Below are 15,554 nucleotides of genomic sequence, written 5' to 3'. Positions count from 1 at the left end.
GGTGTAGCTACCACTGCGGATAGCTACACCTTTCTGTTTTTATCTTTACCAGAAGTCCTGACTCTTAGTTAGCACCGCCTTGACCACCCTGGCCACCGCCACCTTTCACATCATCATTATTGATACTGCGGGCAGCTTTCTTCACGCTGGCTTTCAACTCACCGATACGATAACTGAGGCTGACACCAAAGCTACGGCTCGGATAGCGGCTGCTATTCTTAGACAAGAAGTTTTCACCGATAGTAGTGTTGTTGAACGAACGATATTTCTCGAAGATATTGCTAACATAAGCACTTACCGTAAAACGATCTTTGATGAATGAACGGTTCACACTCAGGCTATAGTAATAGTAACCCGATCCCTTACCCTGCAAGCTAATGTAAGGAGTACTTCCTCCGGCATTCAGACTGGCGCGTATTTTCAATGGGAAAGTATGCTGAATGCCGCCATACATAGAAGCGCTCCATCCATAATTATGTAATCCTTGGGCCGGACTCTTAATATCAGCGTAGCTACCATCACCATTCAGATAGATACGAGTATTGGGAGAAGCATTCCAGTTAGCATAAAGGCTCAGACCTGTATTACGGTTCTTACCGATATTTTCGTACGTGCTGTACAATGCACCTTCGGGAGCATGATGTCCTCCGGGGAAGTCCTCACCGCCTTTACCGATCAGACGGCTCACCCGCTCAATACCATTGTTTCCAAATGAGTGACGCAAAGAAACATTCACATTGAACTTCATACTGAACATACTATAGCTCAGATTGAACGAGTGGCTCTTTTCACTTTCCAGATTCGAATTACCCTGGCTGATAAACATCGGGTTACGGTCGTCAAAATAAGGATTCAAGTTCCAGATACCCGGACGCCAGATACGCATGTTGTAACCACCACGCAAGTTCTGTGTCTTACCAATCTTAATACCCATCGTAACAGATGGAACAAAATCATTATAGTTGGTGCTGAAATCCGCTTCCGGACCGATAGCTCCAGCCAAATATTTTACATCCTGAGCGGTATATTCATAACGTACTCCCGGTTTAAAAGAGAAGCCCTTATAACGAAGAGTGTATCCTAAATAAGCAGCAAGAATGTCGTTCATATGCTTGTACTTACTGCTACGGTCGTTGTTGTATTCATAATCGTCGGTTGCCCCTTTAGCTTCGAACAACTTATTATCACTTAAATTATTACGGATAATATATTTGCCACCTACTTCTATCGTATGTAACTTTCCGATAGGGGTGGTGTAGTCCACCTGGAAGGTATGTTCAGTAGTATTCGTTTTTCCATCCGAGTGAGAGTTGTTTAATAGGAACTTCTCAATAATTTCCAATTCAAAAGGATCCTTTATATCTCTATACTTAGTGTAGTAATCCGAATTCTGGGGTTGAGTGCTGATCTTGTAGGAAAGAGTAATCATACGGTCCTTATTCTTTTTAGACGTACGCTGGTAGTCGACATTACCCCGCATCGAATACCACGAACCGCTTCCATCACTCAGAGAGCCATATTGATAAGCCAACACATCTCTGTTTGCATTCCACATCGTAGTCAGTCCGTCACTGTTATTATCATTACTACCTCCATACATACCGAAAGAAGCAGTCAGCAGGCGTAATGTATCAATTTCGTAACTGGCTTCCAGATTACCGTACTGGAAACTACCGTCATAATCGGAAGTACTGTTTGATTCCAGATATTTCTGATCTTCCGAGTCGAAGTTTTCACGGAAACTATTTGAGTAGCTCTTCGGAGTTGTATTATAATTGTAGTTATAGTTACCGGTCAGAGTCAGTTTACCCGACTTAATAGTGGCATATCCGCCCGCACCGGCACCACGGTTACTGCCACTGGCACGGAAAGTAGCGGTATACCCTTCAAAGCCACCGCCTACAGTAACGATATTCAGGATACCGCCTACACCTTCTGCATCATATTTAGCTCCCGGAGAAGTGATTACCTCGATATGCTTAATTGTATTAGCAGGCATACTTTTGAGCACATCTTTCGGATTATTGCTCATCATGTTATTCGGCTTACCGTTTACATGGATTTTAAAACTGCTGCTGCCATTCACCTTAATGTTGTCTTCACCGTCCACTGTAACCAACGGGACTTTACGAAGCATTTCCATCACTGTGTTGGTCTTTGAGTCCGGGTCGTCCTCAATGTTATATTCAATCTTGTCCACATCCACCTTTACCAATGGTTTCTGGGCAACGATCTCTATGCCTTTCAGTTCGTTAGTAGCCTCAGCCATATTCAATTGTCCGAGGTCAATTACTTTATCTCCTGCCTTTACGGTGAAGTCTTTCACCAATGTCACTTTACCTACAGATGAAAAAGTAGCGACATAGTTTCCGGGAGCGACAGTCAATTTTTCCTGGAATTTACCATTCAAGTCAGTTACGGCCATTTTCAAGGCTTTTTGGGGAGCACTCTTTTTCACGATTTTGATCGTAGCATAAGGTTCTCCCTCTTGCGTCAGCGAGTCAAGAAGCACGCCTTTCAATGTATAAGATGGAGCTGCTGTACGTTGCTGGGTTTGCTGAGGTTTCTGCTGTTGAGCATACATCATGCCGGATGTTATAAACATCAACAGCAATAATAGTAGTAGTTTGTTTCTCATGTGAAGTTATGTTTTAGTTTATAGTCTATCAGACGCAAAATCATAGTATTTGTTACAGATTGGCAACGAAAATATCGACTTTATATTCGTTTACGAAACCCTCGGAGTTAAGAAAGGTGAAATAGGGCGATTTTTATTCTTTTTTATCAGAAGTTGTTCGATAACGCACATTAAATCAGATAAAAGAAAAAAAGTACGACAACATTTGCCGCAATCACACAGCCGAAACCGCCTAATATCCATGAGCGCAACTTACTCTGTTTACCCGAAAAGAAAAGTGCATAACACATATTCACCACAATATTGCTGATAATGGCCTGCATGGTACAAGCCATCACAACAGTGGCCGCCACACTCCCGGTTCCCTGCAATAAGTTCAGGATGAAAGGAGTGATATCACTGAATCCGGACACAAACGATAATAAGTTCAATCCTCCGGTACCGGCATAAATCAATGTGTAATGTGTCAACACAGTAAAGATAACGAATAGTCCGGCAAAAATCAGTGCTACTTTGAACTCCAAAGGGTTACTGCTGTCATCCTCTTCTTCCACAAGATCAGCACCAGGCGTCCGTTTCCGCCGGCAGTGGATAAACCAGGCAACGCCGGCTGCAACAGCAGCCATAATCAAAAGATAAGGATAGATAGAGGCAAAGATGGTGGAACTGAAAATAAGAATTAAAATCATAAAACGCAGAAACATCATACTCACAGCCAACAGCATGGCAGCAACGTATTCGGGTGCTTCCTGCGAGTGGATATTCCTGCTTTTACGCGCCAATACCGAAATAGTGGCCGTACTGCTATACAATCCACCGATGATACCGGAAACCAATACTCCCGATTCACGAAAGACATATCGCTTCAACAGATAAGAAAGGTAAGAAATGCCCGAGACAACTACTGTAGCCAGCCAAATGGTATAGGGGGTCAGGTTGATATCCGGAATGATATTCTCATTGGGCAGCATGGGGAGAATAATTCCACTGATAGCCAAAAATTTGGCAAGTGTGATCATTTCATCGTTTTTCATTCGCTGTGCAATCTCCGTAAAGGTATGCTTCAATTCAGTGAACAATAAAACGGTTACAATCACCATGACATAAAACCAGGAAGGCTGTGTAGAAACAATAGGAGCAATGCAATAAGTGATCAGCGCAATGATGATGGTCGTCACCCCGAATACGTGAAACTGGGTTTGTTTTACATAATAGTTCAATCCCAGAAGCATACCGAGTATCAACCCGCCTCCCATAAAGAGCCGCATCTCTTCTGGATCGAGGATATACAAAAGGTACCCTAACATTCCAATAAACGTAAAGGTGCGGTCCGTACCGAAAAGAGTGGTTTCTCCTTCACGCTTCAGACTGATCTTGCGTTGCGAGAGTCCTATTAAAAGTGAAAACAAGGTGACCAGAATAAAGGTCACCAGCTTTTCCGGCAAGTAGTTGTACAGTTGTTCCATATATCTTTATTCTTGAGCCCGTAACTAAAGAAACAAATATACGGATTATTTGTTAGCTACGGCCAGGTAGTATACGGTTTTTTCATTAACTGGGAATTATAGTAGCGAACATCCCCAGTTACCTCTTCCCCGATAAAGTCAGGTTTTACAAACATTTCATCCTCTGCCCCCAATTCAACCTCAGCTACTACAAGTCCTTCATTCTCACCGTAGAATTCATCTATTTCGAATACGTGTTCCCCGCTACGAACCAGGTATCGGGTTTTATCGATCACTCCCGGTTCACAAAGTTTCATCAGTTCCTCTGCCTCAATAAGCGGCAGTTCTTTCTCCCACTCATAGCGGCTCAACCCTGAGGCATCGGAGGCTCCTTTAATAGTCAGGTAACCTTTCCCATCGCGGATACGTACCCGGACCGTTCTTCCACGGGCACTGCTGATATATCCCTGAACAATGCGACTCTGCGCAAAAGCCTGTGATTTATAGTCTCCTTTAACGAGAAACTTACGTTCTATCTCTTGTGGCATATTTAAAAATTCAATTGTATACGGAGTCCCAGAATGCCATATGCATTCCCCCCCTTCCCCAACGATTCGTCTACTTCCTCGGGTTTGTAAGCAATCTCTCCGTTCGATTTATACCCCACCGCTGCCTGTCCGAAGGCATTGGCATATTTATCATTATCTACATACGAATAGTTAATCTGGAATTTAAGATTCCGGGTAGCATAATAATTCACCCCAAACGTCCATCCGTTGGCCGATCCGCCCATCACCTCTGTTCCGTTCAGGTCGATACGGTCAAAACGGGCTGCCAGTTCTATGTCGCCCCAACTACGCCCAAACGACGGCTGTGAAAAAGCGCCACGTGATTTACTATACCGCTGCTGTCCGCCAAACAGCAGATAAGCAGCCTGTACATAGAAACCATTGAACTTCTCCGTCGCTAATCCTTCCATACGCACTGTGTTGTTCATAATGTATTCTCCCTGAAAACGAAACCCTCTGTAGAATCCGGCCAACTCGGCACCCGCCAGCCAGTCGTGACTGACCGAGGCAATAGGCGACGTATCCAGAAACTTGATTTTATTGATATAAGACAGCGACCTTGTACTGTATCTCACCGTATTTGGCATCAGTGAACCAACCGTAGTCTTCGGAGTGCGATAAGATGCAGCAATTCCCAGATGAAAGCCTTTCACTTTATCTGCCGAAACAGGTTGCCAAACCGCACGGGCAGTCACCGATATTCCTTCATCTTCTCCGGCTTTGTTGTTACTTTCAGAATAATCTTTTTCTTTATTACCTTCAATTCGCTTGAAATGTACACCTGCTACCCCCAGGAACTGGTCATGTTCCCAAGTTCCCTGTACGCCAATATGATATTCAGGAGCAAATGCCGATACCACATTCGCTTTCTCCATAAACCATAAATCGCCCGAAGAAGTCATTGCAGCCATCCCAAAACTCTCTTTAAAATTACCTGCCCTAAAGTAGAGCCCGTTGGGAAAAGCATATTTAATGAAACAGTCTTTTAACGAAAATCCGCCATCGGTCAGATCCATCTCTATTTTACCGGATAATCTTTTACCAAATGCAGCAGTGGCACCTAAACGTACACGCCTAAATCCGACACCATTGCCTATGGGCTGGTAATCCTCTCCAAAAAACACCGCTCCATCTGCCTGGATACGGCCATTGAAAGTCAGTTTAAACTTATTGTCCTCCGAACTGAAGGTTAATGATTCTTTCTTCACCTCAGGAAGAAAAGATTTAGACTCCTGGGCAGAAACCATCCCCAGACAAGTAATTGAGAAGATAGAAAAAATAGTAATCAGTTGCTTGTTCATCCGTCTTTTTAGTGATTTGCGATTAATTGGCAGTGATTAGCAGCTAATAACCGGTGATTAGTACAATTCATCTATACGGTACTAATCACTAATTGTCAGTCACTAATCACTCACTCTTAGCCCAAAAGAGAAAAACCGATAATCATAGCCAATGCCAGAATGACCAGCGAGACAAAAACTACCTTAACAACCTTTTTGGCTTGTTCTTCTTCTTTCTTGCTGTGTGTTACTTTTTTCTTATTCTTACTCATAATCGTTAGCTTTAAAGTTCAACGCTAACAAAGTAAGAACAAATCTTTTAACCAGCCAAAAATATGGAGAATAAAATGATGAGCAAAGAAAGGAAATAAAAAAAACATCCTCCGGGGCAGAAAACCCCGGAGGATGTTACAATTCTGTTATGTTTAAGCCTCTTCGGACGAAAATTCCATCAGATAAGCCTTGATAAAGCCTTCTATTTTACCATCCATCACTCCGTTTACATCAGAGGTCTGGAAGTTGGTACGATGGTCTTTTACACGACGGTCATCAAATACATAGCTTCGTATCTGCGACCCCCATTCGATTTTTTTCTTACCGGCTTCCACTTTGGCCTGTTCGGCCATGCGGTGCTGCAATTCTTTATCGTAAAGAATAGAGCGCAACTGACGCATCGCATTCTCCCGGTTCTTAGGCTGGTCACGGGTTTCGGTATTCTCAATCAGGATTTCCTCTTCCTCTCCGGTATAAGGGTCCTTGTACTGATAACGCAAACGAACGCCGGATTCCACTTTATTTACGTTCTGTCCACCGGCACCTCCCGAACGGAAAGTATCCCAAGAGATACAGGCCGGCAAAATATTCACTTCAATGCTATCGTCCACCAACGGAGTGACAAACACGGAAGCAAAAGAAGTCATGCGCTTACCCTGCGCATTGTAAGGGGAAACACGAACCAAACGGTGTACACCGTTTTCGCCTTTCAGATATCCATAAGCATAGTCGCCTTCGATCTGGATGGTACAGGTTTTAATACCCGCTTCATCACCTTCCTGCAAGTTGGCCATGGTTGCTTTATAACCATTGGTCTCGGCATAACGAAGATACATACGCATCAGCATCGATGCCCAGTCCTGACTCTCCGTGCCACCGGCACCGGAGTTAATCTTCAGCACGCAACTCATCTGGTCGGCTTCATCACGAAGCATATTCTGCAACTCCAGGTTTTCCACATGTTCCAGAGCCTTTGCATACGCCTCGTCCACCTCCTGCTCGGTGACCAGTTCGTCTTTATAAAAATCGAAAGCCAGTTCCAGTTCGTCTGCCAGTGTTTTGACTTCGTTGTAACCGTCAATCCACTTCTGTAATCCTTTCACCAGTTTCATTTGTGCTTCGGCCTTCTTCTGGTCATCCCAGAATCCCGGAGCCTGTGTTCTCAATTGCTCTTCTTCGACCTGAATTTTCTTCCCGTCGATGTCAAAGATACCTCCTCAGCGCATCAGTGCGCTCTTTCACGTCTTTAAGTTGTTCAATAGTAATCATACTTCTTATTTATGGTTTTCGTTAATAATGGGGAGCAAAGATATACAAAATTTCGTGTTCTTACTCCTCATACATTTTATCAATTACCTCTTTATAATTGCGTGCCACTACCGGGCGTTTCAGTTTCAGAGTGTTAGTCAGTTCTCCCTTTTCCATACTGAACGGTTCAGGAAGCAATGTGAAACGTTTAATCTGTTCGTAGTGGGCAAATTGTTGCTGCAACGTGTCAATACGTGCACGGAACAAAGCAATAATCTTAGGATGCTCCAACAGTTCGGTCATGTCCTTGTATTCGATACCTTTCTCTTTGGCATACTGTTTCACAAAGCCGTATACGGGTACAATCAGCGCAGATACAAATTTACGCTGGTCGGCAATAATAGCTATCTGGTCGATATAACGGTCAATAACCAATTTGGTTTCCAACGCCTGGGGAGCAATGTATTTTCCATTCGATGTTTTGAACAGATCCTTGATGCGTTCCGTCAGATACAACTGACCATTTTTGAAATAGCCGGCATCTCCGGTATGGAACCATCCCTCTTCATCAATAGCAGCTGCCGTAGCTTCCGCTTTCTTATAATATCCCTTCGTGATCGTTTTTCCCCGAAGCAGAATTTCATTGTCTTCCCCGATCTTTACCTCTACCTCCGGCATCACTTGTCCTACCGAACCGATGTCATAACCGGTCTTCGAAGTACACGAAACAGTCGCAGTAGATTCCGTCAAACCATATCCCACCAACATATCGATACCTACGGAATGCACAAATTCACAGATTTCATCAGGAACAGCGGCACCGGCCGTCGGGAAGAAGTTACCATTCTCTATACCGATAGTCTTTTTCAATAAGGCATAAATAGTCTTTTCGTAGAATTTATATTTCAGCTGAATCATTTTGGGAGGCGTCTTACCTACCCGCAGATACTCAAGATTGTGGATACGCCCTACCTTGATGGCATCCAGCATCAACATTTTCTTGATACCGGTAGTCTCGGCAATTTTCTCCTGGACACCTGCATATACTTTTTCCCAAAAACGGGGTACACTGCACATCAACGTCGGACGAATTTCTTTAATCGTCGTCTGGATGTCGGCCGGACGGAGATTGATACATACCTGTACTCCTTTATGCACACAGAGATAAGTCCACGCCTTCTCAAACACATGGGTCAGAGGCAGGAAGTTCATCGAAACGTCCTTATCGGTCATATCCACCAAACGAATATCGTGAATGCGGAATGCTTCCAGATAGCAAGAATGATGTAACATCACTCCTTTGGGCTCACCGGTAGTACCGGACGTATACAATATATTTGCCAAATCATCGGCACCGGCACGTGCCGTACGTTCTTCCACCACTTCGTTGTGCGGCAAATCTTTTCCTTTGGCCAGAAACTCGTCAAAGTAGATGGAACTCATATCACGCGGGTCTCTTACTACTGCCGGATCGAAAATAATTAACTGGGTAAGTGAAGGGCAAAAGCCAAATACACTGAAAGCAGCATCGTATTGGAACTGCTCTCCTACAAATAAGAAACGTATCTGTGCATCATTGATAATGTATTGTGCCTGTGCCGGAGAGCTGGTTGCATAGAGTGGAATCGTCACCGCACGATTAGCAAAAGCGGCAAAATCCGTAAACAGACATTCCGGCTTATTTTGAGAGAAAATACCGATATTTTCTTCTTCCTGTACCCCCAGTTCCACCATGGCATTGGCGGCCTGCCTTACAGTTTGCGAGAATTCATTCCAAGAGATAGGGATCCACTGTGCCTTCTCATAGTCACGGTATTTCAGAGCTGTCTTGTCGCCATACTTTTCAGCCTGACGATGAACCAAGACAGATAAATGATGATAAGTCATATCCTTTGTTGTTAGTTATTCGTCTGCAAAGGTATCGTTTAATTTGGAATTATCAGGTGTGAACACTGAATTATTTTGCTTAACAGAGTCAGGCACTTAGCCATATAGTACCTGATAAATAGTTGTCTGACAAACTGAAAGATTCAAGTATTATTTGTACATTTGCATCCGTTCAAAGCAAAAAAAGAAATGATAGACGAATCCATTACATCCGAAGCTGTCGGCTTGCTGAAATCTCTGATCAGCATCCCTTCGCTCAGCCGCGAAGAAGAAAAAGCAGCCGATTACCTGCAAAACTATATCGAGGCCGAAGGTATGACCACAGGCCGTAAAGGAAACAACATCTGGTGTCTGAGTCCCATGTTCGACCTGAAGAAACCGACAATCCTGCTCAATTCCCATATCGATACCGTAAAACCGGTCAACGGTTGGCGAAAAGATCCGTTCACTCCTCGCGAAGAGAATGGGAAACTTTACGGATTGGGCAGCAACGATGCCGGTGCAAGCGTAGTGACACTCTTACAGGTGTTTCTGCAACTATGCCGCAGGCAACAAAGTTATAACCTCATTTATCTGGCATCCTGCGAAGAAGAAGTATCGGGAAAAGGGGGTATCGAAAGTGTATTGCCCGGACTTCCTCCTATCAGTTTTGCCGTAGTGGGAGAACCTACCGAAATGCAACCTGCTATTGCCGAAAAAGGGTTAATGGTACTTGATGTCACTGCCATCGGAAAAGCAGGACACGCAGCCCGTAATGAAGGTGATAATGCTATATATAAGGTATTGGACGACATTGCCTGGTTCCGCGATTACCGTTTTGCCAAAGAATCGTCTCTGCTGGGCCCTGTCAAAATGAGTGTCACGGTGATCAATGCCGGTACACAGCACAATGTCATCCCCGACCGTTGCAATTTCGTAGTGGACGTACGAAGCAACGAACTTTACTCCAATGAAGAACTGTTTGCCGAAATACAAAAACATATTTCCTGCAAAGCCGAAGCCCGCTCGTTCCGCCTTAACTCTTCACGTATCGAAGAGAGTCACCCGTTTGTACAAAAAGCAAAAAAACTGGGACGTATACCTTTCGGTTCCCCTACCCTTTCTGATCAGGCGTTAATGTCTTTCCCTTCGGTAAAAATGGGTCCCGGCCGTTCTTCGCGTTCACATACAGCCGATGAATATATCATGATTAAAGAAATCGAAGAAGCATTGGAGTTATATCTGAAGATACTGGACGGCTTGGAAATCTGACCCTTCCGTCTGTAGTGCTGTCGGCCGATGGAACAAATTCGTGCAATGTATCAGCTATTTCCAGACCATAAAAGGTTCCATAACTTTTCATCAATTATATTCTACTTGTCATTCTGACAAGTAGATCACTCGAAACCATGCAGGCAGAGGCTTTAGGAAACAAAGGTCCTTTGATTAGGTTCCGGCTGATAAATAGAAGGTTATAAGTGTTTATATCACATTGAAGGAACACTTGTTTTAACGGTCTGTTAAAACAAGTGTTTTGATTGTAAACAACAAATCTTTTACATGCAAAAGACTTGTTGTTTACAATCTGTCAGCAAAACTTTCCGAAGCGGTATTAACAATGTTAATTCCCATAACGATAACTTACTTCCCAAGCACGACAATCGTATACGAGTAAGCAGGAAACGAATAAGTAAAATCAGATCCGGCAGCCTGCATCCAGATAGCTTTCGGAAGAATCCGGGTCGGCGTATCGGGAAGATTTTCGTCATTCAGTTCTCCACTCAAAGTATATATTTCCATATTTCCCTCCGGAATGAAACCGGACAAGTTTATCTGGCTCCGCCGTACCTCAGGTGAAGTGTTCACAACATGCAGAATCACTTCATCACGTGCTTCATTCGTTGTGGCTGTCACATCCAGTTCTCCTTTCACTTCACTCCACAAACGTAACGGATGGTGATGGGCAGCAGACATCTGCTGTGCATAGAAAGTCGGCATTCCCCAAACCTGTCCCGGTGTGAAAAATACCTGCCCCTGATCCCAACCATTGTCATTTTGCAGATAGGGTTGAAGGGCATTGGCCGCACAGGTAGTCAGGATGAAGTCACCATGGCGGCGAACTACATTCTGAACGGTAGCATGTACAATGGCACGCTGAATGTTATGCAGGTTTCCATTTTCTTCAAAAATGGCACAACGCATCGTTGTATTCGGATTCCATTTCAAGAACTTGGCCTTCATATCCGTCAACTCCCTGTCTATGTTCTCACGGCTACCGAGATCATCCGTCCAAGGGTGATAATCCCAATAAGCAGCTTTTCCGTCAAGGGCTTTAAATACTTTTTCCATGTTAGGCGATTCGGGACGCCACCAGGCAGAATGAATAAATTGCACCTCCGGATCTTTGGCATGAACCGCTTCATAGATATCATTAAAACGATCAATGTAATGCTGATAGTCTGCCTCGATATCCCCCCAGATGACCTCTTCGTTTCCAATCTCCAGATACTTCAATCCGTAAGGTTCGGGATGCCCGTTCGCGGCACGCTTCTTCCCCCATTCCGTATCTACCGGCCCGTTCAAGTATTCAATCATGTCCGCCATATCCTGCGCCGACTCTTCTACATTCACTGCATAAGCAGGCACAAACCCTGCCTTCTCGCAGAACCGGAGAAAATCCTCGATACCGAAACCGTTAGTCGAATAAGTATACCAGTGGCCTTTATAAGGCGGACGCAGTGCACGATCACCAATCATGTTCTTAAAACGGTATTCGGGAGCATTAACCATCGTACCTCCATAGCGCAGGAAACGCAACCCCTGATCCACCATTGCCTGCCCGATATCATTACGCAACGGCAACCCACGAAACTGTCGGTCGGCACCGTTCATCAAAGTGACCATATCTACCAGAAAACGCCCTTTCCCTTTCAAATAAATGGCAAAGCGTGCGTTTTCATCGGTCTTGTCCGGAATCAACTCAAATGTATACTTTTTCCAGTCACCGGACTCGGTACGGATACACTGTACAGCATATTCTTTTTCACCATCCACGCTTTGAAGGGCTACCCATACTTCCGCCTTCCCTTTCAAATAAAGGCTACCGGTTTTCTTCTCACCCTGACGTACGGAGATCCCCCAGCGATTCAAACTCCGGTTGGCAATGCCCACTTTACCGATACCTGCCAGACACTCTACTTGCTGAGCATAGTGTCCATGAAAAGGTTTGTCCGCAACCTGTTTATATGAAGCGGCCGCATTCAGATCTGCAAAAGCATCCCACATGCCACTGACCTGTGGTGCCGATCGGGTTAACAGCTTGACAGGAGTACCATCTCCGATGGTCAGGTTACGGAAAGATGCACCGGCACCCCAATTGCGGAAAGCGACCTTTCCATTACGTAAAGTGGTAAGATGATCTTCGAAACGCAATACTTCACGACTGTTCAGCAGAATCACCAGTTCATCACCCTCCATCTTCACTTCCATACGATTCCATTGCGACGGATCTACATCTACCGGAACTGTTTTCAGTTCCTGCCAGTTGTGCAGATGCTTACCTAACAGCACGCGTTTGCCATCGGCAAACAGGCTGACTTCGTATCCATCAAAATTATCCGCTCCACCTCCGTATTCACCGACACGCAACAAAAGTCCCGCATTATTGGCAGACGAAATGTCATCGGTAAATTTTATATCGACTCCGACCCTACCGTCAGAGAACTCCGCATCATCATAAACCAATTTCGCCCCCGGATGCGACGATACGGAAAGTTGATCATCTTGCATCTTCCATACCCCTTCGCACCGGGTAAACCCGATAAAGTTATCCATGGAGGCAGGTTCCTCAAAGCTCTCGCCAAAAATCTGCTGATCATAAATTCCCCCATAAATCTCATGATTTACATCTTCCATGCAAGCTCCATATAAATAAGGAGTTATTTTATTTTCGACCTTACCCGCATCCACCCGGATCACAGCGTCCTGTGCCGCTACTACCGAAGCAGACAATATCAGAGCTAACAAACAGTTTACCCTCATCTTACAATTGTGTTTATGTTCGTTCGCATTATTTACTTGCCGGAATCCAAACCGCATAACCCTTATCCTGGCGATTACCCAAAGCATAATAAGGAATAGCCGTAACCGGTACTTTCTTTCCTGTCTTATCCAGTGCCTGACCTTTAATTACATTGATTCCATTCAATAATCCCTTTTCAAAAGTGATCGACAGGGGAGAACGCATATCAACCTTCAAATCAGCCAAACCTTCATTATCACATCCTTCCAGACAATATACAAAGGGGCCGGCGGCAATGGCTACTTTGTCGTGTAAATCCGCCACTGCTTCATTGGCTGTCACCAAACGCGGCTGAACGGGTAGTGTCAGCTCAACTTGATCCCCCTTTTTCCATTTCCGTTGAATTTCGGCATATCCTTTGAATATTTTTAGTGGAACCGACTTACCGTTTACCTTCAGGCTTACGGCAGACCGTACCTCCGAACGATACAGGCCATAAGGATTCTCCACACCTTGCGCCCATCCCGGGATACGCACTTTCAATATAAAAGTCTTCTCTTTTTCGGGTTCAACGGTCATGGTGACAACACCCTCCCACGGATAACCGGTCTTTTGCGTCAAACGTACCCGGTTCCGATCCGCCAGAGTCATTTCCGTTTCGCTACCAACAAAAAGGTTCACATAAACGTCACTTCCCTTCTGCGAGTAGATAAATCCGGGCATTGCAGACATCATCTTAAGGAACATTGGCGGACAACAAGGACAATCGTGCCAGCTCCAACGGGCATGCTTAGCAGAGTTCAGCGGATTCTGGTAAGTGTATTGTGTGCCGGAAAGAGAAATACCTGTCAGGACGTTATTATATAAGGTGCGTTCCAATTCGTCCATATACTTGGCATCACCTGTCAGCTCGTTCATTCTTTGACTGAAGAAACCGGCACCGACAGCAGCACAAGTTTCCAGATAAGCATCTGTAGGCAGAAAGTAATCGGGTCCGAACTTCTCGTCAAAGTGAACAGCACCTACTCCGCCGGTGATGAACATACGCTTTCCAATCATATTATCCCATAAACGACTAACGGCAGCGATATATTCCGGTGAATGATTCTCAAGTGCGGCAGCCGTTGCTCCGGTAGCAAACAAAGTAGCACGAACGGCATGTCCTTCAATAGTCTTCTGTTCGAAAAGCGGAATGGAATCTTGTGCATAGTCCCCCCATGACGGACGGGTATGATTCCCGAATTCGGGAGCTTCATATTTCCGGTCACGTATCCATTGTTCGGCAGACGGATTACCCCATGTACCCCACAAAGGGAATCCACAGTGATGTCCTCTGCCTTCGATCCAGAATTCGGCCAATTTGAGATAGTCCTGCTCAGCAACCGGGACATTGATTTGCTTTTTCAGTTCCGGATTGTTTTTATAAATGATATAAAGTTTCACCAAAGCCTCTTCCGGACCGGAATGGGCCGGAACCACATTCTTTTTAGGGAAAGCCCCCATGTATCCAGCCATCAGATTGGCACAGCGGGTTGCCACTTCCAGCAACTTCGTTTTTCCGGTTGCATTATAATAATGTATCCCTGCTTCCACCAGCATACCGGCATTGTACACATCGTGTTGCCAACGAAGCATTCCTCCCCGTTCTCCCCACTGATGGTCAGCTTCCATCAGTTGAGTATAAGTATCGATATAACCATTGGGCTCCGATGCCTGTGCCTTAGCTATTCGGTCGATATATCCGTCGACACGTTTCTCCAAAGCAACATCCGACTGTCTTGCCATCAAGTCTGCCACCCCACGGATTGTTTCGTAAACAAGTCCGTCAAACCAGGGAGCACCTGCATGCTGACCGATATTTCGCTCGCCCTTTGCTACACGGTCAAAGTTCTCAAACGTATTACAGAATTTTCCCGGATGTTCCAGATGCTTCCCTTCAAACTTGTCAAAGACATCATTCACCGTCACCTTCTGCCAAAGATCCAATTTGGGTTTCCAAAATGCATCTTCTATTTTCACCTGGCTTACTTCCGGAAACTGAATGCCGGAACCTCCTTTATCAGACGGCTTTGCCGTCAAACTTCCGGTCGCAGTCATTGCAAGCAACACCGGAAACATAAATCTGTACGTTCTCATTGTTTTATTTATAGTTTGTTGTTTTCCCGTCTTTCTTTCTTGCTTATGAATCTTATGATCCAAGCAACAGTGCAAAGA

At 44.8% G+C, this 15,554-nt stretch carries 10 protein-coding genes; 1 reads left to right on the top strand and 9 read right to left on the bottom strand.

Annotation, left to right across the window (positions count from 1 at the left end):
- Positions 1 to 64: 64 nt before the first annotated feature.
- The 7 genes from G7Y45_RS04825 to G7Y45_RS04800 all read right to left on the bottom strand — a co-directional run bounded on the left by G7Y45_RS04825 (position 65) and on the right by G7Y45_RS04800 (position 9,340).
- Complete coding sequence (locus G7Y45_RS04825; protein ID WP_032531070.1) at positions 65 to 2,638, bottom strand: outer membrane beta-barrel family protein; 2,574 nt, start codon at positions 2,636 to 2,638, stop codon at positions 65 to 67.
- Between the two features lie 170 nt (positions 2,639 to 2,808).
- Positions 2,809 to 4,104, bottom strand: a complete 1,296-nt coding sequence (locus tag G7Y45_RS04820; RefSeq protein WP_165014883.1) for a DUF4010 domain-containing protein — start codon at positions 4,102 to 4,104, stop codon at positions 2,809 to 2,811.
- Between the two features lie 56 nt (positions 4,105 to 4,160).
- Positions 4,161 to 4,631, bottom strand: a complete 471-nt coding sequence (locus G7Y45_RS04815; RefSeq protein ID WP_032536781.1) for a CYTH domain-containing protein — start codon at positions 4,629 to 4,631, stop codon at positions 4,161 to 4,163.
- Positions 4,632 to 4,633: 2 nt separating this feature from the next.
- A complete protein-coding gene (locus tag G7Y45_RS04810) occupies positions 4,634 to 5,953 on the bottom strand; it encodes an OprO/OprP family phosphate-selective porin (RefSeq protein WP_005779161.1) in 1,320 nt (439 codons plus the stop codon).
- A gap of 116 nt (positions 5,954 to 6,069) precedes the next feature.
- Positions 6,070 to 6,204 (bottom strand): hypothetical protein, encoded by a 135-nt coding sequence (locus G7Y45_RS20030; RefSeq protein WP_005812004.1) that lies wholly within the window; start codon positions 6,202 to 6,204, stop codon positions 6,070 to 6,072.
- Positions 6,205 to 6,357: 153 nt separating this feature from the next.
- Positions 6,358 to 7,474, bottom strand: a protein-coding gene (gene prfB / locus G7Y45_RS04805; protein ID WP_122142574.1) for a peptide chain release factor 2 whose coding sequence is annotated in 2 segments (ribosomal slippage) — positions 6,358 to 7,410 and positions 7,412 to 7,474 — 1,116 coding nt in all. Because the reading frame shifts where the segments join, the coding sequence is not laid out codon by codon here.
- A 60-nt stretch (positions 7,475 to 7,534) separates the two neighbouring features.
- On the bottom strand, positions 7,535 to 9,340 hold the full coding sequence (locus G7Y45_RS04800; RefSeq protein ID WP_005779168.1) for a long-chain fatty acid--CoA ligase: 1,806 nt from the start codon (positions 9,338 to 9,340) through the stop codon (positions 7,535 to 7,537).
- Between the two features lie 189 nt (positions 9,341 to 9,529).
- Between G7Y45_RS04800 and G7Y45_RS04795 the strand changes: the two genes are divergently transcribed.
- The gene (locus G7Y45_RS04795) at positions 9,530 to 10,591 is read left to right on the top strand and encodes a M20 family metallo-hydrolase (protein ID WP_032531066.1); all 1,062 of its coding nucleotides are present in this window, start codon (positions 9,530 to 9,532) and stop codon (positions 10,589 to 10,591) included.
- A gap of 369 nt (positions 10,592 to 10,960) precedes the next feature.
- Here the strand turns inward: G7Y45_RS04795 and G7Y45_RS04790 are convergent, their stop codons facing one another.
- On the bottom strand, positions 10,961 to 13,360 hold the full coding sequence (locus G7Y45_RS04790; protein ID WP_165014886.1) for a family 16 glycoside hydrolase: 2,400 nt from the start codon (positions 13,358 to 13,360) through the stop codon (positions 10,961 to 10,963).
- A gap of 28 nt (positions 13,361 to 13,388) precedes the next feature.
- Positions 13,389 to 15,476, bottom strand: coding sequence for a glycoside hydrolase family 127 protein (locus tag G7Y45_RS04785; RefSeq protein WP_165014889.1), 2,088 nt, complete (start codon positions 15,474 to 15,476; stop codon positions 13,389 to 13,391).
- Positions 15,477 to 15,554: the final 78 nt, after the last annotated feature.

Source organism: Bacteroides sp. ZJ-18, from assembly GCF_011038705.2.
GTDB lineage: Bacteria > Bacteroidota > Bacteroidia > Bacteroidales > Bacteroidaceae > Bacteroides > Bacteroides hominis.
This window is presented reverse-complemented; position numbering and strand designations above follow the sequence as displayed.